General features: G+C 68.2%; 20 protein-coding genes. 9 read left to right on the plus strand and 11 right to left on the minus strand.

The genetic code is table 11. The annotated features are described in order from the left end of the window. Positions 1-3 precede the first annotated feature (3 nt). Positions 4-453, minus strand: a complete 450-nt coding sequence (locus ACPV3N_RS07995) for a DUF3576 domain-containing protein (protein ID WP_440116423.1) — start codon at positions 451-453, stop codon at positions 4-6. Positions 454-800: 347 nt separating this feature from the next. Between ACPV3N_RS07995 and ACPV3N_RS08000 the strand changes: the two genes are divergently transcribed. From ACPV3N_RS08000 to ACPV3N_RS08020, 5 genes are all read left to right on the plus strand, one after another. Next, a complete protein-coding gene (locus ACPV3N_RS08000) occupies positions 801-1,565 on the plus strand; it encodes a hypothetical protein (protein ID WP_440116425.1) in 765 nt (254 codons plus the stop codon). 128 nt (positions 1,566-1,693) lie between these two features. Next, a complete protein-coding gene (phbB, locus tag ACPV3N_RS08005) occupies positions 1,694-2,416 on the plus strand; it encodes an acetoacetyl-CoA reductase (protein ID WP_440116427.1) in 723 nt (240 codons plus the stop codon). A 154-nt stretch (positions 2,417-2,570) separates the two neighbouring features. Then, positions 2,571-3,038 carry a hypothetical protein gene (locus tag ACPV3N_RS08010; RefSeq protein WP_440116429.1) on the plus strand — a complete coding sequence of 156 codons (468 nt, stop codon included), beginning with the start codon at positions 2,571-2,573 and terminating at the stop codon, positions 3,036-3,038. 121 nt (positions 3,039-3,159) lie between these two features. Beyond that, complete coding sequence (locus ACPV3N_RS08015; RefSeq protein ID WP_440116431.1) at positions 3,160-3,765, plus strand: outer membrane protein; 606 nt, start codon at positions 3,160-3,162, stop codon at positions 3,763-3,765. A 1-nt stretch (position 3,766) separates the two neighbouring features. Further along, positions 3,767-4,051, plus strand: a complete 285-nt coding sequence (locus ACPV3N_RS08020; RefSeq protein WP_440116433.1) for a ribbon-helix-helix domain-containing protein — start codon at positions 3,767-3,769, stop codon at positions 4,049-4,051. A gap of 76 nt (positions 4,052-4,127) precedes the next feature. Here ACPV3N_RS08020 and ACPV3N_RS08025 read toward each other — a convergent pair whose 3' ends face one another. Continuing rightward, positions 4,128-4,367 (minus strand): hypothetical protein, encoded by a 240-nt coding sequence (locus ACPV3N_RS08025; protein ID WP_440116434.1) that lies wholly within the window; start codon positions 4,365-4,367, stop codon positions 4,128-4,130. Between the two features lie 158 nt (positions 4,368-4,525). Then, a complete protein-coding gene (gene murA, locus ACPV3N_RS08030; RefSeq protein WP_440116436.1) occupies positions 4,526-5,809 on the minus strand; it encodes a UDP-N-acetylglucosamine 1-carboxyvinyltransferase in 1,284 nt (427 codons plus the stop codon). A gap of 72 nt (positions 5,810-5,881) precedes the next feature. Between murA and ACPV3N_RS08035 the strand changes: the two genes are divergently transcribed. Then, positions 5,882-6,772 carry a UTP--glucose-1-phosphate uridylyltransferase gene (locus ACPV3N_RS08035; protein ID WP_440116438.1) on the plus strand — a complete coding sequence of 297 codons (891 nt, stop codon included), beginning with the start codon at positions 5,882-5,884 and terminating at the stop codon, positions 6,770-6,772. A 10-nt stretch (positions 6,773-6,782) separates the two neighbouring features. On the opposite strand, the gene ACPV3N_RS08040 is transcribed toward ACPV3N_RS08035, so the two are convergent. The 6 genes from ACPV3N_RS08040 to ACPV3N_RS08065 form a co-directional block, all read right to left on the minus strand. Next, the gene (locus ACPV3N_RS08040) at positions 6,783-8,132 is read right to left on the minus strand and encodes an FAD-binding oxidoreductase (RefSeq protein ID WP_440116440.1); all 1,350 of its coding nucleotides are present in this window, start codon (positions 8,130-8,132) and stop codon (positions 6,783-6,785) included. 64 nt (positions 8,133-8,196) lie between these two features. Then, positions 8,197-9,768, minus strand: coding sequence for an acyl-CoA synthetase (locus tag ACPV3N_RS08045; RefSeq protein WP_440116442.1), 1,572 nt, complete (start codon positions 9,766-9,768; stop codon positions 8,197-8,199). Between the two features lie 177 nt (positions 9,769-9,945). Continuing rightward, a complete protein-coding gene (locus ACPV3N_RS08050; protein WP_440117488.1) occupies positions 9,946-10,560 on the minus strand; it encodes a M23 family metallopeptidase in 615 nt (204 codons plus the stop codon). 216 nt (positions 10,561-10,776) lie between these two features. Next, the gene (locus tag ACPV3N_RS08055; RefSeq protein ID WP_440116444.1) at positions 10,777-11,580 is read right to left on the minus strand and encodes a ferritin-like domain-containing protein; all 804 of its coding nucleotides are present in this window, start codon (positions 11,578-11,580) and stop codon (positions 10,777-10,779) included. Then, a complete protein-coding gene (locus tag ACPV3N_RS08060; protein WP_440116446.1) occupies positions 11,577-12,047 on the minus strand; it encodes a peroxiredoxin in 471 nt (156 codons plus the stop codon). Before ACPV3N_RS08060 ends, ACPV3N_RS08055 begins: the two co-directional genes overlap by 4 nt. Next, a complete protein-coding gene (locus ACPV3N_RS08065; RefSeq protein ID WP_440116448.1) occupies positions 12,044-14,758 on the minus strand; it encodes a bifunctional [glutamine synthetase] adenylyltransferase/[glutamine synthetase]-adenylyl-L-tyrosine phosphorylase in 2,715 nt (904 codons plus the stop codon). Before ACPV3N_RS08065 ends, ACPV3N_RS08060 begins: the two co-directional genes overlap by 4 nt. A gap of 102 nt (positions 14,759-14,860) precedes the next feature. Here ACPV3N_RS08065 and ACPV3N_RS08070 point away from each other — a divergent pair, with 102 nt between their 5' ends. The 3 genes from ACPV3N_RS08070 to ACPV3N_RS08080 are packed head-to-tail and all read left to right on the plus strand — an operon-like array spanning position 14,861 to position 17,708. Next, complete coding sequence (locus ACPV3N_RS08070; RefSeq protein WP_440116450.1) at positions 14,861-16,561, plus strand: M28 family metallopeptidase; 1,701 nt, start codon at positions 14,861-14,863, stop codon at positions 16,559-16,561. Between the two features lie 8 nt (positions 16,562-16,569). After that, entirely contained in the window at positions 16,570-17,550 is a 981-nt protein-coding gene (locus ACPV3N_RS08075; protein WP_440116452.1) for an agmatine deiminase family protein, read from the plus strand. 35 nt (positions 17,551-17,585) lie between these two features. Next, a complete protein-coding gene (locus ACPV3N_RS08080) occupies positions 17,586-17,708 on the plus strand; it encodes a hypothetical protein (RefSeq protein WP_440116454.1) in 123 nt (40 codons plus the stop codon). On the opposite strand, the gene ACPV3N_RS08085 is transcribed toward ACPV3N_RS08080, so the two are convergent. Together ACPV3N_RS08085 and thrS are read right to left on the minus strand one after the other, a co-directional pair. Further along, entirely contained in the window at positions 17,705-18,451 is a 747-nt protein-coding gene (locus tag ACPV3N_RS08085) for a TSUP family transporter (RefSeq protein WP_440116456.1), read from the minus strand. The genes ACPV3N_RS08080 and ACPV3N_RS08085 overlap by 4 nt on opposite strands. A gap of 12 nt (positions 18,452-18,463) precedes the next feature. Beyond that, complete coding sequence (gene thrS / locus ACPV3N_RS08090; protein ID WP_440116457.1) at positions 18,464-20,491, minus strand: threonine--tRNA ligase; 2,028 nt, start codon at positions 20,489-20,491, stop codon at positions 18,464-18,466. Between the last annotated feature and the right edge of the window lie 28 nt (positions 20,492-20,519).

Here is a 20,519-nt window from a genome sequence, read left to right on the forward strand (position 1 = left end):
CGATCAACCGGCGATGGCCTGGCGGCGAAGCGCGCGGGCCTTGGTCAGGATGATGTCCTCGAGCTTCTGCACGGTCGCCGCCTGCACCGGCGCGTCGACCCAATTCCCGCCCTGGGCGACCTGACGGCTGGCGGCCACGCGCACCGCGTCGGCGCGCAGGTCCCGGTCGAGGATCGAGACGGTGACCTTGACCCGCTCGTTCGGGTTGCGCGGATTGGCGTACCAGTCGGTCACGATAACACCGCCGTTGCTGTCGGACTGGAGCAGGGGCGCGAAACTGACCGTCTCGAGCGCGGCGCGCCAGAGATAGGCGTTGACGCCGATCGTGGTCACCTGGCTCGCGGCGAGGTCCGCCCGGGGCCGCTCCTTGCCCCCGCAGGCAGCAAGCGCGGCGAGCGCTGCGACGGAGAGCGCGGCGCGGGTCAGGTGGCGGGAACACGAAAGGGCGGTCATGCTCAAGGAAAGTCCTCGGATTGGAAGGTCGGCACAGCCTCTAGTGCGCCCGCGCGGCGCGGGCAAGGCATCGTCGCGCCACTTGCCCCGCCCGGCCGTGAACCACCGCTTAATCGCCGCACGCCGGGGCACGATTGTGGGCGCGGGGCAACAGCGCGTTCCGAAAGCGGGCAACCTTGTGGAAAAAGTGGCAAAACCCTTGAAATGATTCTAGCATTTGACTGCAGATGGGAAACGGGGGTGAGTCGGTTACAGGTGAAACCGATTGGCTCATCAAGCGTTCAGGCCGCACTGTCAAAATACGGGCGGTTCTCAAACGCGGAAGGGGAACATTCGAGGGCTTTGCCATGAGGCAGACGAGCACTATCGGCAGGATGAAGGAAGGCACCGCTGTGCGGGGCCTGCTTCTGCTTGGTGCGGGCGCGCTTCTGGTCGCGGTCCCAACGGCTGTGTTCGCCGTGCCCGACGCGGCGTCCGAACGCGCCGTATCTTCCGGTATTGCGCCGTTCACCCCCGCGAATGTCGACCCGGCGATCGCCCGCCGCGTGGCCGCGAAGATCGCTGCGCGCGGCCAGGCGATGCGCTTCACTCCCGCCAGCGGCGGGCTCGAGCGAAACCGCACGGTAACCCTTGCGATCCGCGTCGATCCGGACGAAGCGCGAGCCATCTCCGTGCGCAGCGCCATCGCCGCGGCGAAGGGCGATGCCGGGACCGGCCCCTCGATCGCCACGCTTGCCAAGGCGCGCTACAACCTTGGGGTGTCGCGCGGGTACGAGAGTTTCGCCAAGCCGGTCGAACCGACGCTTGGGCTGAAGAGGATCGAGATGCCCGACCTCGCCAGCTTCCGCCCGAGCGAGGGGATCAAGGAAACGCCGGGCCGGCTCCAGCCGCGCCTCGCGCTCGAGGCCGACAGCACCACCGGCCGCAGCCCGCGCACGCTTGAAGGGGCGGGCGAGCAGGCGGTCGACCTCGGCGCTGGCTATCGCCTGACGAGGAACTTCAACGTCACTGCGGGCGTGCGGCTGAGCCAGGAACGCGATCGCCTCGCACCGCTCACCGATGCGGTCCGTGACGATCAGGCGGTCTATGTGGGCACCCAGCTCCGGTTCTGACCTACCCGGTCCTGCCGTTACGGAATTGGTATTCAAAGCCCCGCCCGTGCGGGGTTTTTCTTTGCCTTCGCACGCCCTTCCCCTAGGCAGGTCGCCGGTGAGGCAAACCTGACGGCGGAGGTGATTTGATGACACGCGTGGCAATCGTGACCGGGGGGACCCGCGGCATCGGCAAGGCGATCAGCCTTGCGCTCAAGGAACAGGGGCGCACGGTCGTCGCCAACTACGCGGGCAACGACGCCAAGGCTAAAAGCTTTTCGGAGGCCCACGGGATCCCGGTCTACAAGTGGGACGTGGGCGACCACCAGGCGTGCCTCGACGGGTGCGCCCGCGTGACCGAGGAAGTGGGGCCGGTCGACATTGTGGTCAACAATGCCGGGATCACCCGTGACGGCACCCTTGCCCGGATGAGTTTCGACGACTGGAACGATGTCATGCGGATCAACCTTGGCGGCTGCTTCAACATGGCCAAGGCGTGCTTCCCGGGGATGGCCAGCCGCGGATGGGGCCGGATCGTCAACATCGGATCGATCAACGGCCAGGCGGGCCAGTACGGCCAGGTCAATTACGCCGCCGCCAAGAGCGGCATCCACGGCTTCACCAAGGCGCTGGCACAGGAAGGCGCGAAGAAGGGCGTGACGGTCAATGCGATCGCCCCGGGTTACATCGATACCGACATGGTCGCCGCAGTGCCCGAGCCGGTGCTGGAAAAAATCATCGCCAAGATCCCGGTTGGGCGCCTTGGCCATGCAGAGGAAATCGCCCGCGCGGTCGCTTTCCTTACCAGCGACGACGGCGGCTTCATCACCGGCTCGACGATGAGCATCAACGGCGGACAGCACATGTACTGACCCGGGGCGGCCCGGCGCCGGCGACCGGCCGGGGCCGGGTTTGACTCCACCCTATCCGCTCGCCAGAGTGACGGGCGGAGCGGTTGAAAATCAGCAGGGTCGCCTGCCTCTCCCCGACGGGTCGCGTTCACGCCGATTACGACAGGGGATAACCATGAACGCACTGCGCAAATTCGCCACGCTTGCCATCGCGGCCGGGACGCTCGGCCTGTCAACGCCCGCCCAGGCCCAGCTTGAAGTCTGGAAGGACTACACGCCGCAGGAAACGGTCATCGAGCTGACCTATGTCAAGGTCGACGAGGGGCAACTCGACCGCTACCTGGAAGGCCTGAAGCAGACGTGGGTCAGGGCGAACGAGGTATCGAAAAAGCTCGGCCAGATCAGCGATTACGGGATCTACACCGTGCCCTACGGGGATAACGAAGTGAACCTGGTGCTGCGCGTGAACTATCCCAGCATGGCCTCGCTCAACGCCGACAAGGCGCGTTACGACGCGTTTCTCAATGCCTGGGGCAAGCAGAACATCGACAGCAGCAACAAGACGGTGCGCGAGCTCTACAACAACATCCGCAAGATCAAGGGGACCTACGTCCTGCGCGAACTCAAGATGAAACTCGACTGACGCAAGCACCCCATCGCGCGCTCCAAGCGCCGACCTGCTCCCGGTTCACCCTCGCCTCTGCGGGAGAGCGTGACATGTTGACGGTCGCAGGTTCCGGGAGCTAGCCGCTGGCGGCAGGTCCATGCGCCATTGCCTTGTTCTCCTGTCGCTCGCGCTGTCCAGTGCTCCCACGGGGGCAAGTGCGGCACCCGCACCTTTCACCGGGCCGCGCGGGGAACTCATGCTTGGCTACGACGCGACCGAGCTGCCCGACGAGGACGGACCCGAGGTCATGTTCGGCCTGCGCGGCGGGAAGGATTACCAAAGGGGACCATGGCGTGTCGGGTTCGACGTCGACCTCAGCCGGTCGAACGCCCACAAGGTGGAAACGGACTTGTTCGTTCCCGGCGACCGGATCGAGGTGACGTACGGAACCGACCTTTACCTGGGACTGCGCGTGGGCCGTCCGTTCGGCGAACGCGTCATGGGTTACGGACTGGCGGGTGCCGCCAGCACGCACATGGGCGTCGAATACAGTGGTGATCTCGACGCGATCCCGACGGTGCCGGGCGGGCCGGAGCCCGAGAAGTTCAGCCGGCCCGGGCGCCTGATCGGCTTCTGGACCGGAGGCGGCCTCGAGTTCGACCTTAGGGGTAAGCTCTTCCTTCGCAGCGAATACCGCTATGCCAACTTCCACGACGGGATCTATCGCCACCAGGCGCTCGTCGGACTGGGCACCCGCTTCTGAGATGGATAACCGCGACCGATCCGCTCCGTACCATCCGCCGGTCAAGCGATCGGTGGAAATCGCCGGTCACAAGACCAGCATCAGCCTCGAGCCGCTGTTCTGGACGATGCTGCGCGAGGCCGCCAGGCGCGAGGGCACCGCGGTGAACGCGCTCGTCGCGCGCATCGACGAGGAGCGGATCGCCTCGCCCACCCCGTGCGGACTGGCAGGCGCGATCCGGATATGGCTGGTGACGCACCAGACGGCCGGGGAAACGACCACCGGGGCGGGGCAGTTCGACGCCTGAAAAAAAGCGGGCGGAGCCCCGGTGGGGGCCCGCCCGCCTCTCGCCCCGTCAAGGGCGATCCAGTCCCGTTGCTCCTTTAGTAGGTCGCCGGGGGATCGCTGGCGGGGAAGCTTTCGTCGGAAGCCTCGTCGGTCTTGTCCCACGAACGGGACGGTTTGTCACGCATGGCTTCGGGTCCCGAATCGCGGACCTGGTGGCGCACGCCGTCCGCCCCCTGACCGCTGGCGAACGCGGCACGACCGTGGTGGGCGAAGTTCTTCTGATAATAGCGGTATCCGACATAACCCAGTGCGCCGAGCGCGATGAGCTTGAGCATGCTGACCTCTCTTTCCTTTGCTCACGACAACGCAGCAAAGGCGAAAAGGTGTCCCGCCGGGATTCAAAGAATCGCGCGAATCGCTAAACGTCCGCGCAGCCGCTGGGACCCCCGATTCGCGGCTCGGCGAAGCCGCAGCGCGTTAGGGATCTGCCCCCTTAATCGTCGCCCACCCGCTCGACCTGCGCGCCGACCAGCGCGAGTTTTTCCTCCAGCCGCTCGTAGCCGCGGTCGAGGTGATAGAGCCGGCGAACCTGCGTCTGCCCATCGGCCCGCAGACCCGCGATGACGAGGCTCATCGAGGCGCGCAGGTCCGTCGCCATGACTTCCGCCCCGGTCAGGCCGCCGACCCCGTGGACGATTGCAGTGCGGCCGGAGGTTTCGATGTGCGCGCCCATCCGCGCCAGTTCTGGCACGTGCATGTAGCGGTTCTCGAAGATCGTCTCGGTCAGCACGCTGGTGCCCTGGGCCACCGTCAGCAGCGCCATCAGTTGCGCCTGCATGTCGGTCGCGAGCCCAGGGTAGGGCGCGGTCGACAGGTTAACGGCCCTGAGCTTGCCGTCAGCCGCCACCCGCACGCCCTTCTTCTCGGCCTCGACCGTGACCCCGATGTTCCGCAAGGCGTGAAGGGTCGCCGACATGTCCTCGGCCTTGGCGCCCTCGAGCAGGACCTCGCCACCGGTGATCGCGGCGGCGCACGCGTACGAGCCGGCCTCGATCCGGTCGGGCATGACCCGGTAGGTCGCGCCGTGAAGCCGCTTGACGCCGTGGATCGTCAGATCCGACCCGCCGATCCCCTCGATTTCGGCACCCATCGCGACGAGAAGGTTGCACAGGTCGACGATCTCGGGCTCGCGCGCGGCGTTGAACAGGCGGCAGGTGCCGCTGGCGAGAACGGCGGCCATCAGCGCGTTCTCGGTCGCGCCCACGCTGACCACCGGGAAATCGAATTCGCCCCCCGGCAGCCCGCCGTCGGGCGCGTGCGCGCGGACGTAGCCCTGAGCGAGCTCGATCTCGGCCCCGAACGCCTCGAGCGCCTTCAGGTGCAGGTCGATCGGCCGGTTGCCGATCGCGCACCCGCCCGGCAGCGAGACGGTCGCCTCGCCCATCCGCGCAAGCATCGGGCCGAGTACGAGGATCGAGGCCCGCATCTTGCGCACGAGGTCGTAGGGCGCGACCGTGCCGGTGATCCGCGTCGCTTCCAGCGTCATCACCCGGCCGAAGTCCTCGGGCCGCGAACCCTGGATGGCGGTGGTCACCCCGAACTGGTTCATCAGGTGCTGGAAGCCGTCTATGTCGGCGAGCCGGGGCAGGTTGCGCAACGTCAACGGTTCGTCGGTAAGCAACGCGCACGGGATGAGGGTGAGCGCGGCGTTCTTCGCGCCGGAGATCGGGATGGTTCCGCTGAGGCGCTTGCCCCCCTCGATGATGATCTTGTCCATGGGGGCCGGCTCTAGCGCGAATCGCGCGGCCCGCAAGGTTGCGCGGGGCGGGGGCGATGCTATCCGCCCTGTATGAGCAGTCGCAAACCCATACGGAAAGCCGTGTTCCCGGTCGCCGGCCTCGGCACCCGCTTCCTCCCCGCCACCAAGGCTATCCCCAAGGAACTGCTGCCGATCGTCGATCGCCCGCTTATCCAGTACGCGGTGGACGAGGCGCGCGAGGCCGGGATCGAGCAGATGATCTTCGTGACCGGTCGCGGCAAGACCGCGATCGTCGAGCATTTCGACATCGCCTACGAGCTCGAGACGACAATGGAGGAGCGTGGCAAGTCGCTCGACATCCTCGAGCCCACCCGGTTCACCCCGGGCGACATCATCACCGTGCGCCAGCAGGTTCCGCTCGGCCTCGGCCACGCGGTCTGGTGCGCCCGCGCGATCGTCGGCGACGAGCCCTTCGCGATCCTGCTGCCCGACGAATTGATGATCGCGGCCAGCGGTGGCGGGACCGGCTGCATGAGACAGATGGTCGAAGCCTACGAGGACGTCGGCGGCAACCTGATTTCGGTGCTCGAGGTGCCGCGCGAGGAAGTCGGCAGCTACGGTGTGATCGATCCCGGCGCGCAGGTCTCGGCCACTCTCACGGAGGTGTGCGGCCTGGTCGAAAAGCCGCCGGTCGCGGAGGCGCCCTCCAACAAGATCGTCTCGGGCCGCTACATCCTCCAGCCCGAAGTCATGCGCACGCTGGAAAATCAGGGCAAGGGAGCGGGGGGAGAGATCCAGCTCACCGACGCGATGGCGAAGATGATCGGCGTCCAGCCGTTTCACGCGGTGACTTTCGCGGGCCGTCGCTTCGACTGCGGCAGCAAGGTGGGCTTTGTCGAGGCGACGCTGGCGCTCGCGCTCGAACGCGAGGACATGGGGGCGGAGGTGCGGGCGATGGCGGAGCGCCTGCTCGGCCGGTGAGAATGCCCGGTCAGCCGGTGCCGAGCACGCCCGGAAACAGCCCTCCCGGATCGTAACGCGCCTTGATCTCGCGCAGGCGGTCGTAGTGCGGGCCGAACGCCTTTCGCACCCGGTCGGCTTCGTCGCGATCGAGGTAGTTGAGGTACACCGACCCGTCGGAGAACGGTTGCAACCGTTCGAAGCTGGCGCGCGACGTCGCTATCGCCTGCTCGTCGAGCGCGGGATCGACCCAGCCCGCGCTGATGCCGACGTTGTAGCGCGCCGATCGATTGGAAAAGGCCGTCTCGGTCACGCCCACCCGGCTCACCGCGCCGCCCAGCGTTTCCATGAATATCATCGAATATTCGCCGGGAATGGTCCGGACCCCATCGACCATCGCGTCGACGAGCTCGTCCGACAGGTCGTCCACGAAGATCGACTTCCAGTAGAACCGCCCGCCATGCGGCGATGCGCCCGCGAACGCCTTCTGGAACTCGACGTAAGGCTGCGGGGCGATGAAGCCGGTTATCAGGCCGTCGAGGTCGAGCAGCGGCTGCAGGTCTGCATTCGCCGTCACTTCGTCGCCGAGGTGCAGCGCGACCACGGCGGCACATGGCTTTCCGTGCCACCCGGCTGGAAAGGCGTCGGTCGCCGGGATCTTCATGAACGCGGGGACAAGGCTGACGTCGTCCGGGGCGCCAGCCATGTAATCGCGCACGAACCGCATGACCTCCCGCGCGCACTCGAGCGGATAGAATGCCCAGGCGGTGACGATTTGCGGGCCCACCGGATGCAGCCGATAATCGAATCGCGTGACGATCCCGAACTGGCCCCCGCCCCCGCGCAGCGCCCAGAACAGGTCGGGATGCGCGCCCTCGTTCGCCTCTACCACGCGGCCGTCGGCCAGCACGACCTGCGCGCCGACGAGGTTGTCGATGGTCAATCCGAGCTTGCGCGCGAGAAAGCCGATTCCGCCGCCCAGGGTCAGGCCGCCCACGCCGGTTTCGGGTTCGACCCCGGCAGTCACCGCAAGGCCATGTGCCTGCGTCGCCGCGTCGAGTTCGCCCAGCAGCGCGCCGCCGCCGACGCGCGCAATGCGGGCATCGGGATCGACCGCGACACCCTTGAGACCGGCGAGGTCGACGACCACACCACCCTCGATCAGCGACGCGCCGGATACCGAGTGTCCGCCGCATCGCGCAACCGCCTTGCACCCTGTCCGTGCCGCGAGATCAACTGCCTCCACGACGTCCTCTACGCTGGCGCAGCGGGCGATCATCGCCGGGCGGCGATCGATCATCGCGTTCCAGCCGCGCCGCGCGCGGTCGAATTCATCGTGCGACGGGTCGATCCGGATCGCGGTCGAAGGGGTCCTGGTCATGCTGTCCTCCCTGCCTGGCAAGGCTAACACGGCCTTCGCCGCGTCGCCAAACGGAGGGGGAGGATCAGCTGACCCGCGTTTCTGCGGACGCCTCGGCTTCGGCCCGGGCCGCGTATTCGTCGCGCAATTCGCGCTTGTAGAGCTTGCCGTTCGCCTCGCGCGGCAGTTCGGGGCGGAAGTCGAAGCGACGCGGAATCTTGATCCGCGCGAGCTGCGGGGCGAGATAGCCGCGCAGTTCCTCTTCCAGCGCTGCGCCGTCATCGCCGGCGACCGCGGCCATCTCGACAGGCTGGACCACGGCGACCACCTGCTCGCCCAGGTCCGCGTCCGGCACGCCGATCACCGCCGCGTCCAACACCTTGTGGTGACTGACGAGCAGGTTCTCGATTTCCTGCGGATAGATGTTGACCCCGCCCGAAATGATCATGTGGCTCTTGCGGTCGGTGAGGAAGAGATAGCCCTCCTCGTCGACGTGGCCGATGTCGCCGATCGTCATCCAGCCGCGCGGGTGCATGGCCTCGGCGGTCTTCGCCGGGTCGTTGTGATAGGTCGGCAGGATCGCGTTCTCGAAATAGATCAGACCGTCCTCGCCCGGCGGCAGTTCCTCGCCATCGGGTCCGCAGACGTGCAGGGTGCCGAAGATCGCCTTGCCGACCGTGCCGGGCCGCTCGAGCCACTCTTCCGACTTGACCAGGGTCATGCCGATGCCTTCCGACCCGGCGTAGTACTCGATCACGATCGGCCCCCACCAGTCGATCATCGCGCGCTTGATCGGCACCGGGCACGGCGCGGCGGCGTGGATGGCGCGCGCATGGGTCGACAGATCGTAGCGGCAGCGCACCTCCTTATCGAGGTTGAGCATGCGCACGAAATGGGTCGGCACCCACTGGCTATCGGTGACGCCGTATTTCTCGATCGCCGCAAGTGCGGCTTCGGGTTCGAACCGTTCCATCAGGACCACCGTACCGCCCAGCCGGTGGACTGCCGAGGACCAGCCGATCGGCGCGGCGTGGTAAAGCGGCGCGGGCGAGAGGTAGACCATCGAGCCGTCCGCGGGCATTCCGGCGCCCATGATCGCAAGGCCCATCAGCGCGACCGGGGCGGTCGGCGACGGGTCTTCCGGGGGGCGCGGGCGCACGCCTTTGGGTCGGCCGGTCGTACCCGAGCTGTAGAGCATCGTGAGACCGGCGCTTTCGTCAGCGATGGGTTCCGCCGGCTGCGCCGCGAGTGCATCGGCAAAGTCTTCGGACCCACCTTCGTCCATCACGAGCACGTCGAGGCCGGGACACCGCTGGCGTACATCGCCCAGGACGCCCGCGTAACTCGCCGAGGTGACCAAGAGCTTCGCCTCGCCGTCGGCCAGGATGTAGGCGATCTCGGGGGCCGTCAGGCGGGTCGAGACAGGGATCAGGATAGTGCCTGCGCGCTGCGAGCCCCAGATGACGGTATAGAATTCCGGCCGGTTCTCGAGCAGGACCGCAAAGGCATCGCCCGCACCCAGCCCGCGATCGCGGAGCAGGTGGGCAAAACTGTTCGCCCTGCGGTCCATCTCGCCGAAGGTCATCGTCTCGCCGCTGCCGGCCATGATCACCGCCGGATGGTCGGGGCGCGTACGCGCGTGTTCGATCGGGTGCATCGGCAGGTCTCTCTCCTCGGCGCCGCTTGTGCGTCGTCCTTCGTTTCGGAACGAAACCTATCGCCTCGACGCGCCCGGGCAAGAGAAAAGGGCGGCGAGCCCACCGGCCCGCCGCCCTTGTCCGGCACCCTCCCAAGTGTCCGGCACCCGCCCTCTCCGGCGGGATGAATGGTGCGCTTACCGCGCCGCGATATCGAAGCCAGCGGCAGCCGGGCCGGCTTCGGCCATGTAGGGGATCGGATTGACCGCTTCGCCGGCGACACGCACTTCGTAGTGGAGGTGCGGACCGGTCGAACGGCCGGTCGAACCGACGTAACCGATCACGTCACCCTTGCGGACACGCTCGCCCGCGGCGACCGCAAGGCGCGACATGTGGGCGTAGCGGGTCTCGAGGTTGCCGCCGTGCTCGATCGAAACGTAAAGGCCGTAGCTGGAGAAGCGCTCGGCGCGCTCGACCACGCCGTCGGCGGTCGCATAGACCGGCGTTCCGGTCGGCGCGGCAAGGTCGATGCCCTTGTGGGCGCGCATTCCACCCAGAACGGGATGGTTGCGCATGCCGTAGCTGCTGGTGGTCGTGGCGGCCGCAAGCGGCGCGCGCGACGGGATCGACACGCCAGTGGTCGGGGCAACGGGGTTCGGCGAGCGGCCGGTGTCGAGCGACTGCCAGCTGGCGAACAGCTGCTTGAACTGCTCATCGCCCGACGTCACGCCCGAGGCGCGGGCATCGCGCACCGGAGCGGCGATGTCGGCAGCAGCAGCGCTGGCGTTGGCGAGAGCGGGCGCGGTGCCCATCGAGAAAAACGCACCGGCAACCGCGAGAGCTGCGAGGATACGACGCTGGATGAGTTGTGCGACCAAGTTTCCCGTCCTTACTTATCTTGCGATGCCCCCCGGCACCGCAGCGAACCCATGTGCGAAACGACCGCAAAACCGGCCTTCGCGACTATTTCCTGAGACTGATCGGAACCCCCCGCCGTCTCGTGGATTATGGGTTAGCCGGCGAAAGATTTATGACGCAAGTGCGTGGGACGCGCTGAGCGACAAACCGGCTGCAAGACGCGCCGAGTCGTTGAACGGCGGCTTAAGGCCCCCGCGAAAATGCTCGCGCACAAGGGAAATCCACAGGGATTCGGGTTCGGAACCGCGCATTTCGGCGCAGTCCCGGAAATGTTTGACGCCGATCGCGACGTGCCGAATCTCGTCGTCAAGGATTCGTTCCAGTATGCGCGCGCCGGCTTCATCTCCCTGATCACGCACGCGCACCAGCGTCGCGGGAGTAACGTCGAGACCGCGCGCCTCGAGAACCATCGGGACGACCGCGAGCCGCGCGGCGACGTCATGAGCCGTTTCGGCAGCTGCCTGCCACAGCCCGTCATGCGCGGGCAGGTCGCCGTAGCGGCAGCCCATCGCGCCGAGATGCCGGTCGAGGAGGGCGAAGTGCATCGCCTCGTCCGCGGCGACGGAGAGAAAGTCGCTCACGAACCCCGGCCCCATCTCGCGGCCGAAACGCCCGGCCATGTCGAGCGCCAGATCGATCGCGACGAACTCTATGTGCGCCAGCGCATGCCACAGGGCGATGCGGCCGCGCAGCGACCCGGCCTTGCCGCGCTTGGGCATCTGGCCTGGGGGGAGCAACCGCGGCGAATCCGGGCGCGCTGGCCGAGGGGGCATCGCCTCATCGAATGCAAAGGTCAGCCGGCCGAGCCGCCAGTCGCGCGCGACCTTGCGCGTCGCCATGACCTTGTCTGCCGGCGCGGAGGTAAGCAGCGCGCCCGCGATCGCGGCGCCGACGGCGGGGCCATCTGGACTCACAGCGCCTTCGCCGCCTCCAGCACCTCTTCGGCGTGGCCTTTGACCTTCACCTTGTTCCACACGCGCGCGATGCGGCCTTCGGGGTCGAGCAGATAGGTCGTGCGGACCATCCCCAGAAAGGTCTTTCCGTACAGCTTCTTCTCGGTCCAGATCCCCAGCGCATCCGACAAGCCCCCTTCGGCTGGATCGGTCGCGAGCGGCACCGCGAGATCCTGCTTCTCGATGAAGTTGCGATGCTTCTGCGGGCTGTCCTTGCTCACCCCGAGCAGGGCCACGCCGGCGTGCGCGAATTCACCGGCCAGCGTAGAAAAGTCCTTGGCCTCGACGGTGCAACCCGGCGTGTTGTCCTTCGGATAGAACCAGATCACGGCGGGTCGGCCCCTGAAGTCGGAGGGGCGGATCGTCCCCCCGTCGGGGGTCTCCATGGCGATGTCCGGCATCGGATCGCCGAGAGCGGGTGTGGTCATTCGCTTTCTCCGGGTTCGAGTTCGGCGAGAGGTTCGCCGAACGAATCGGTCCAGGCTGCCGCGACCTCCTGCCGCGCCGCGGCGAATGCGCGCAAGAGCGCCGGGAGGTCGGCAAATCCGCAGACCTCGGCAAGCGCTGCGGCGGCGGCGGGAGGAGGCTGGGCAAGATCGGGCGCCAGCAGCCGCCCTGCAATCAGCAGACGGGTCATCAGGGCCAGCGCCTCGCGCACGTCCGGCCGGACCAGCCCCCCACTGGCCAGGGCCGTAACCGCCTGCCCGAGGTCGGGATCGAAACCGGTCCGCTCGCGCAGTTGCAGGTAGTGCACGAGAAACTCGAGATCGACGAGCCCGCCACGCAGGAGCTTTGCGTCGAGCGGCCCCTGCGGCGGCTTGTGCGCGGCCATTTCAGCCCGCATCCTCAGGACGTCTTCGCGCAGCACCACCGGGTCGCGCGGGCGACGGAGCACCTCGTCTATTATCGCGCGAAGCGCCGCGCGTGCGGGGGGGGACCCCGTCAGAACGCGCGCGCGCGCCAACGCCATGTGCTCCCAGGTCCAGGCTTCCTCGCGCTGGTAGCGCGCGAAACTGTCGAAACTGACCGCGAGCGGCCCCTGGGCGCCCTGCGGGCGGAGACGGGTGTCGACCTCGTAAAGCGCGCCCTCGGCGGTCGGCACGCTAAGCGCCGCGGTTACCCGCTGGGCAAGCCGGTTGAAGTAGTGGGTGACCCCGAGGGGGCGCGGGCCGTCCGATTCCCCGCTGAAGTCGCCGCTGAACAGGAACACGACGTCGAGGTCCGATGCGTGAGTCAGCGTCCCCCCACCGAAGCGCCCCAGCCCCAGAACGACCAGTTCGCTTCCCGGCACCTGCCCATGCGATCGCTCGAACTCGGCAACGGCGGCATCCTGCGCGACCGCCAGCGCGGCTTCCGCGGTGCGCGACAGCGCCTCGCCGATCGCGAGCGGATCGTGGACCGCGGCGACGGTCTGCAGGCCGAGCGCGAAGCGCAGTTCGCCGGTCACCCGGCGGATCCGGTCGAGCCGGCGCTCGTAGTCGTCGCCGTCGTCGGCAGCCACCATGAGCCCCGCGATATCCGCGACCGGGCCGGGCAACTCGAGTGCCTGCCGGCCGATGAGCGCGTCGAGCAGCTCGGGCCGGCGGCCAAGCTCGTCGGCCAGCGCCGGGGCGAGAATGAGGATCCGCGCCAGCTGGTCGAGCAGCGCGGGCCGCTGAAGCAGGAGATTGAAGAGGTTGAGCGCGCTCGGCACCGCCGTCAGGACGCGTTCCATGCGGTTCACGGCCTGGTCGGGCTCGGGCGCCGCAGCGAAGCGCTCGAGGAGAAGGGGCAACAGCGCCTCGAGCGCCGCGCGCGCCGGCTCGGAGCGCAAGGCGCGAATGCGCCCGTCGCTCCACCCGGCGATCCGTTCCGACAGGCGCGCAGGATCGGCAAAACCCAGCTCGGCGAGGCGGCCTTCCAGTGCCTCGCCGGTGGCAACGACCGGCGGAGCACCGTCCGCGTCTTCGGCGACAAGCTGGTCATAGGATGCCGCAACGCGGGCGGTAATCCCTTCGAGTTCGGCCACCAGCGCGGCCCCGTCCGCCAGCCCGTCAAGCCGCGCGACCGCGTCTAGCCGATCCCCGTCCGGAAGCCGGTGCGTCTGCTGGTCCCCGATCATCTGGAGCCGGTGTTCGACCGTGCGAAGCCTGTCGTATGCATCGCCCAGGGCCGCTGCATCGTCGGCAGAGACGATCCCGGCTGCGGCGAGCGCGTCGAGCGCGGCCCGGGTTCCGCGCTGGCGGAGCGACGGGTCTCTCCCGCCGTGGATCAGCTGGTGGGTCTGGGCGAAGAACTCGATCTCGCGGATCCCGCCGCGACCAAGCTTCACGTTGAACCCGGGGCCGGGCTTCGTCGGCCCGGCGTGGCTCGCCCGGATGCGCGCCGACAGCCGGCGGATGTCGCCGATCGCCCCGAAATCGAGGCTGCGCCGCCAGACGAACGACCGGATTGCCGCGAGGAACGCCTCGCCGGCGGCGACGTCGCCTGCAGCGCTGCGCGCCTTGATGAAGGCGGCGCGCTCCCATGCCAGCGCCGAGCTTTCGTAATGGGTGAGCGCCGCATCGACCGGTATAGCCGGCGGGCTCACCTCGCTCGCCGGGCGCAGGCGCAGGTCGACCCGGAACACGTAGCCCTCGCTCGTCACTTCGCTCAACAGCCGGACCGCCTCGCGGACGTATCGCTGGGCGACCTCGCCCGGCTCGTCGCGCTCGCGCCGGGGAAGGAGCCGGGGGTCGTAGAGCAGGATCGGATCGATGTCGGAACTGTAGTTGAGTTCGCGCGCACCGTGCTTGCCGAGCGCCAGCGCGATCATGCCGGCGGGCTCGGCATCGGGAACCCGCGCGCGCATCACCGCGGCGAGCGCAGCGCCAAGCGCCCGGTCGGCGAAATCCGAGAGTTCCTCCATCACCCGCGCCAGGGGAAACGCGCCGGCAAGGTCCCCCACGGCCAGCGCGGTGGCAAGCGCCAGCCGTTCGCGGCGCAGCGCGATTCCCGCGTCGTCGGCGCGTTCGCCCGCCGCCTTTGCCCACGCCATGGCCGCCTCGCCTTCCCCCCTCTCGAGCAGTTCGGCGAGTCCCGGCAGACGATCCAGCGCGCGGGCAAGGAACGGCGCCTCGCTGCGCGCCCGATCGATCGCCGATGTCCAGTCCGCCGCCATCGCACCGGGCCCTGCCGCTTCCGCACGCTGCGTGCAAGCTGCGGTCTTGCGGCGGCGGTCCCGCTTTGCGATGAGCGCGCATCGCAGAAAAGGACTTCCCCGATGACCGTTCGCACCTTGCTTGCTGCCGCAGCGGCGCTGTCGCTGGCCGCCTGTTCGATGACCGCCACCGGAGAGCCGGCAACCGCGTCCGGCACCATCGAGGTCCCCGACGTCGCAGCCGGGCCGCTGTCCGAGGAGACCCTTCGCACCGCCGTCGAGCGGCTCGCCTCGGATGAATTCGAAGGCCGCGCCCCGGGCACGCCGGGCGAGGAGAAGACCGTCGCCTACCTGGTCGAACAGTTCCGGAAGGCGGGGCTGAAGCCGGGCAACAACGGCTCGTGGATCCAGAAGGCCCCGCTGGTCGAGATTACCGGGGCCCGGTACGCGCCGCTCACCGTGACCGGTCCGAACGGCAAGGCCATGGCGTTCGAATATGGCAAGGACTGGGTAGGCGCGACCTACCGCGAAGCGCCCGAAGTCAGCATCGACGGGAGCGAACTGGTCTTCGTCGGCTACGGAATCGTGGCCCCCGAAAAGGGGTGGAACGACTACGCCGGCGTCGACATGAAGGGCAAGACCGCGGTCATCCTGGTGAACGATCCCGACTACATGGCCAAGGACCTGGGCGGCGAATTCAACGGCCGCGCGATGACCTATTACGGTCGCTGGACCTACAAGTACGAGGAAGCTGCCCGGCAGGGCGCGGCCGCGGCGCTGATCGTTCACGACGACTTTCCCGCCGCCTACGGGTGGAACGTGGTGGAAAGCTCGTGGACCGGACCGCAGGCCTATGCCCAGCGCGCCGACAAGGGCGCGAGCCAGACGAAGATGAACGGATGGATCCAGAAGGAGGTCGCGGAAAGGATCCTCGGCGCCGCTGGTAAGGACCTCGCCGCGCTGTCGGCACAAGCCGGCAAGAAGGGCTTCAAGCCCGTTCCGCTGGGGGTGACGGCCTCGACCTCGTTTTCCAACACCGTCCGCAAGTTCGAATCGCAGAACGTCGTCGGCGTCTTGGAAGGCGCCGAGGCGAAGGACGAGTACGTCCTCTACACAGCGCACTGGGACCACCTCGGCCGGTGCAAGGCCGACGCCACGGGCGACGATATCTGCAACGGCGCGGTCGACAACGCGACGGGGACAGCCGCGCTGATCGCGCTCGCCGAAGCCAACGCCAAGGCCGGACCCGCCCGCCGCAGCCAGGTGTTCCTCGCGGTGACCGCCGAGGAATCGGGCCTACTGGGAAGCGACTACTACGCCGCCAACCCAATTTTCCCGCTCGACCGCACGGTCGGCGGTATCAATATCGACGGCATGCCGATGGGGGGACGTGCAAGGGACGTGGTCGCGATTGGCGGCGCCAAGAGCGCGCTCGATGCGTTCCTTGGCAAGTTCGCCGAAGCGGAAAAGCTGACGATCAACGCCGAGCCGACCCCCGAGAAGGGGTTCTATTACCGCTCGGACCACTTCAACCTCGCCAAGGTCGGGGTGCCGATGCTCTACCTCAAGGGCGGCGACGACTTCGAGAAAGGTGGCCGTGCTGCCGGCGAAGCCTACGCCAGGAAATGGACCGAGGAGATCTACCACCAGCCCAGCGACGAATTCGATCTTGACTGGAACTGGGACGGGGCGATGCAGATCCTCCAGCTGTACTACCGGATCGGCCGCAGCATGGCGATGAGCCCCAGCTGGCCTAACTGGAACGAGGGCGACGAATTCCGTGCCGCGCGGGACAAGAGCTGCGCCGCCGAGGGCGGCTGCTGAAGTCGCCGATGACCGCGCTCATGCCGCCCGAATGGTCGCCGCAGGACTGGCTGTGGATCGGCTTTCCGCACGATGCCGGGGAATGGCCGGGCTACCTGGGCCGCGCGCAGGAACAGATCGCGGCGTTCGCCAGCGCGGTGGCCGAAAGCGGGCAGGAGGTGCGCCTGCTCGTCCGCGACGCGGCGAACGAGGCGCGGGCCCGTTCGCTGGTCTCGGCAGCGGTCACGCTCGAGCGGCGCACCTACGGCGACGTGTGGCTGCGCGACACCGGGCCGCTCGTCCGCGCGGACGGAGCTGCACTGCGGTGCGGCTTCAACGGCTGGGGCGGCAAGTACCTCATGGAAGGCGACCAGGCCGTGGGCGCCGAACTTGCGCGGGATGCGGGCCTGCCGGTTGTCGAGGGCGACTGGATCCTCGAGGGCGGGGCGATCGACGGTGACGGCACCGGCCTTGTCGCTACCACGGAACAGTGCCTGCTCAATCCCAACCGCAACCCGCGACTGTCGCGCGCCGAGATCGAGGACCGCTTGCGCCGCGATCTCGGCTTCGATCGAGTGCTGTGGCTGGGAGACGGCCTCGTCAACGACCACACCGATGGTCACGTCGATAACCTTGCGCGGTTCGTCGCCCCCAACCGTCTCGCCCTGCCGCGCCCCACAGGCCCCGGCGATCCCAATGCCGCAATCTACGCCGACGCGAAGGCGCGGGCCGAAGCGGCCAGCGTGGAAGTGACCGAGATTCCCTCGCCCGGCCTCGTCACCCGAGGCGACCTCGTCGAACCCGCCAGCTACGCGAACTTCGCGATCACGAGCCATCTCGTCGTCGTGCCGACCTTCGGCTCGGTCCACGACGACGACGGGGTTGCCGCGATCGCGGCGCTGTTCCCCGACCGCGCGACGATCGGCCTGCCGGCCGACGCCGTACTGGCGGGCGGTGGCGGCTTCCATTGCGCGAGCCAGCAGATGCCCCGACTGTCCGGACGGCATTAACCCCGAATTAGGGATTCCGCGCGCAGGCTGCGCGAATGGCCAGAGCCGTTGCCTATATCAGCACCGCCGAGTCGCCTCTCGTCGAGGTGGCCCGCTTTCTGATCGCGACCGCCTGCCCGCTCGCTCTGATCTTCGCCGGCCGCGCGCTGCCGTTCTAGAACGCGAGCTTGGCCAGCGCGACGAGTGCTGTCGCGCCCAGCACCAGCGCGACGATCACCCGCCACGTGCGCTCCTCGACCTGCCCGAACTTGCGCGCGCCGAGCCAGTTGCCCGCCAGCACGGCGGGCAGGAGCAGCGCGGCGAGCACGAGGTAACTCGGCTCGAGCACGCCGAGCGCCGCGCCCGACACGAGGCTGACCGCCGACGACGAGGCAAACACGAGCAGCATCGATGCCTTCGCGACCGCGCGCGGGATGTCCCTGCCCACGTAGTAGGGCACCACCGGTGGGCCAGGCATGCCGGCGAACCCTGTCAGCAGCCCGGTCGCAAGGCCGGTGGCGCCGGTATGGAGGCGGCCGGGCAAGTCCCCGGGGCGGCGGGGCAGGAGCACCGCGAGAAAGGCCGACAGCGCGACGAGCGCGATGAGCAGGCGCGCGACCGGCGGCGGAGTGACCGAAAGCAGCCATAAACCCGGTGCGGTGGCGACGGTCACCCAGCCGATGATCCGCCAGGCGGACCGCTCGGCCTGACGCAGGAGAACGGGCAGGTCGGCAAGACCGATGAGCACCGACACGCCGTTCGTGACCAGCACGGCCTCCAGCGGACTCATCGCAAGCGCGAGGACCGGGACCAGGAGGATCGCCATCCCGAACCCCGCGATCCCGCGTACGTAGGCGGCCGCGAACGCCGCCGCCAGCGCGCCGGCAACCTGCGCCCAGCCGAAACCGATCAGCGACTCCAAGCCGCGGCTGCCTCAGCGCAGGTCGGGCGGGGTCGCCTCGGCCTTCAGCATCGCCAGCGCCTCGGCCAGCGGCATGACCTTCTGGTGCTGTTCGCCCAGCGTACGGACCGCGACCGTGCCCTCCTCGGCCTCGCGCTTGCCGACCACCAGCAGGTGCGGGACCTTGGCGAGCGAGTGCTCGCGGACCTTGTAGTTGATCTTCTCGTTGCGCAGGTCGCTCTCGACACGGATGCCCGCCGCGGCAAGCCGGTTCACGACGTCGCGCGCATAGCCGTCAGCGTCGGACACGATCGTCGCCACCACGGCCTGGGTCGGCGCGAGCCAGACGGGAAGGCGTCCCGCGAAGTGTTCGATCAGGATCCCGATGAACCGTTCGTACGAGCCGAAGATCGCGCGGTGGAGCATGACCGGACGATGCCGCTCGCCGTCCTCGCCGACGTAGCTCGCGTCGAGCCGCTCGGGCAGCACCCGGTCGCCCTGGATCGTGCCGACCTGCCAGGTGCGGCCGATCGCGTCGGTCAGGTGCCATTCGAGCTTGGGCGCGTAGAACGCGCCTTCGCCGGGGAGTTCCTCCCAGCCGTAGTCGTCGTTGGCCATCCCGGCCTCCGCGACCGCGTCGCGCAGTTCCTGCTCGGCCTTGTCCCAGTCCGCCTCGCTGCCAAAGCGCTTCTCGGGCCGCAGCGCGAGCTTCACGTGGTAGCTGAAACCGAAGTCCGAATAGACCTCGTCGGCGAGCTTGCAGAACGCGCGCACCTCGTCGACCACCTGGGCTTCGGTGCAGAAGATGTGCGCGTCGTCCTGCGTGAACTGGCGCACGCGCATCAGGCCGTGCAGCGCGCCGTGCGGTTCGTTGCGGTGACAGCAGCCCATCTCGCCCAGGCGGACCGGCAGGTCGCGGTAGCTGGTGATGCCCTGCTTGAAGACGAGCACGTGCGCCGGGCAGTTCATCGGCTTGATCGCCATCCAGTCGGCATCGGGCGCGACGTGCGGGTTGGCCGGTCCGTCGCCGAGCCCGTCGACTTCCGGGACGATATCGGGCACCGCGAACATGTTCTCGGCATACTTGCCCCAGTGGCCGGACTGCTCCCACTGTCGCACGTCCATCAGCTGCGGCGTCTTGATCTCCAGGTAGCCGGCAGCATCCATCTTGCGCCGCATGTACGCTTCGAGCTCGCGCCAGATCCGGAATCCCTGCGGATGCCAGAACACGCTTCCGTGCGCCTCTTCCTGCAGGTGAAACAGGTCCATCTCGCGGCCCAGCTTGCGGTGGTCGCGCTTGGCCGCCTCCTCCAGTCGGTGCAGGTGCGCGTCGAGCTGCTTCTTGTTCAGCCAGCCGGTGCCGTAGATCCGCGTCAGCTGCGCGTTCTTCTGGTCGCCGCGCCAGTAGGCTCCGGCCACGCGCATCAGCTTGAACGCCTGCGGATCGAGCTTGCCGGTCGAGGCCAGATGCGGCCCGCGGCACATGTCGAGCCAGGAATCTTCTGAATCCTTTGGGCCGCTGCGGTAGACCGTCAGTTCCTCGCCCTCGGGCAGCTCGGCGGCCCATTCGGCCTTGAATGTCTCGCCCTCGGACTGCCACTTCTCGATCAGCTGCTGCCGGCTCCACACCTCTCGCGTGAGCGGCTTGTCGGCGCGAATGATCTCGCGCATCTTTTCCTCGATCGCGGGCAGGTCGTCCATGCTGAACGGATCGCGGCTGTCGGGCGCCTTGACGTCGTAATAGAACCCGTCGTCGGTCGCCGGGCCGAAGGTGATCTGCGTGCCCGGCCACAGCGCCTGTACCGCTTCGGCCAGGACATGCGCGTAGTCGTGGCGGGCGAGTTCGAGCGCGTCGTCCTCGTCGCGGCTGGTCACCAGGGCGAGTTTCGCATCGTTCTCCAGCGGACGGTTGAGGTCGCGCAGCTCGCCGTCGACGCGCGCCGCGAGCGCTGCCTTGGCAAGGCCGGGCCCGATGGCGGCGGCGATATCGGCCGGCGTGGTGCCGGGTTCGACCTCGCGAACCGAACCGTCGGGGAGGCTGATCTTGAGAAGCTCGCTCATGGGTACCTTCGTCTCGTGTGGCGCGCCC

The sequence above is a fragment of the Tsuneonella sediminis genome (genome assembly GCF_051912845.1).
Lineage (GTDB): Bacteria > Pseudomonadota > Alphaproteobacteria > Sphingomonadales > Sphingomonadaceae > Tsuneonella > Tsuneonella sediminis.

Coding starts and splice junctions, on each gene's coding strand:
- murA (WP_440116436.1), bottom strand. CDS start 5,809: ATGGACAAGATCATCATCGAGGGGGGCAAGCGCCTCAGCGGAACCATC.
- ACPV3N_RS08000 (WP_440116425.1), top strand. CDS start 801: ATGAGGCAGACGAGCACTATCGGCAGGATGAAGGAAGGCACCGCTGTG.
- ACPV3N_RS08050 (WP_440117488.1), bottom strand. CDS start 10,560: ATGGGCACCGCGCCCGCTCTCGCCAACGCCAGCGCTGCTGCTGCCGAC.
- ACPV3N_RS08060 (WP_440116446.1), bottom strand. CDS start 12,047: ATGACCACACCCGCTCTCGGCGATCCGATGCCGGACATCGCCATGGAG.
- ACPV3N_RS07995 (WP_440116423.1), bottom strand. CDS start 453: ATGACCGCCCTTTCGTGTTCCCGCCACCTGACCCGCGCCGCGCTCTCC.
- ACPV3N_RS08040 (WP_440116440.1), bottom strand. CDS start 8,132: ATGACCAGGACCCCTTCGACCGCGATCCGGATCGACCCGTCGCACGAT.
- ACPV3N_RS08075 (WP_440116452.1), top strand. CDS start 16,570: ATGACCGCGCTCATGCCGCCCGAATGGTCGCCGCAGGACTGGCTGTGG.
- phbB (WP_440116427.1), top strand. CDS start 1,694: ATGACACGCGTGGCAATCGTGACCGGGGGGACCCGCGGCATCGGCAAG.
- ACPV3N_RS08070 (WP_440116450.1), top strand. CDS start 14,861: ATGACCGTTCGCACCTTGCTTGCTGCCGCAGCGGCGCTGTCGCTGGCC.
- ACPV3N_RS08065 (WP_440116448.1), bottom strand. CDS start 14,758: ATGGCGGCGGACTGGACATCGGCGATCGATCGGGCGCGCAGCGAGGCG.
- ACPV3N_RS08020 (WP_440116433.1), top strand. CDS start 3,767: ATGGATAACCGCGACCGATCCGCTCCGTACCATCCGCCGGTCAAGCGA.
- thrS (WP_440116457.1), bottom strand. CDS start 20,491: ATGAGCGAGCTTCTCAAGATCAGCCTCCCCGACGGTTCGGTTCGCGAG.
- ACPV3N_RS08035 (WP_440116438.1), top strand. CDS start 5,882: ATGAGCAGTCGCAAACCCATACGGAAAGCCGTGTTCCCGGTCGCCGGC.
- ACPV3N_RS08025 (WP_440116434.1), bottom strand. CDS start 4,367: ATGCTCAAGCTCATCGCGCTCGGCGCACTGGGTTATGTCGGATACCGC.
- ACPV3N_RS08080 (WP_440116454.1), top strand. CDS start 17,586: ATGGCCAGAGCCGTTGCCTATATCAGCACCGCCGAGTCGCCTCTCGTC.
- ACPV3N_RS08010 (WP_440116429.1), top strand. CDS start 2,571: ATGAACGCACTGCGCAAATTCGCCACGCTTGCCATCGCGGCCGGGACG.
- ACPV3N_RS08015 (WP_440116431.1), top strand. CDS start 3,160: ATGCGCCATTGCCTTGTTCTCCTGTCGCTCGCGCTGTCCAGTGCTCCC.
- ACPV3N_RS08045 (WP_440116442.1), bottom strand. CDS start 9,768: ATGCACCCGATCGAACACGCGCGTACGCGCCCCGACCATCCGGCGGTG.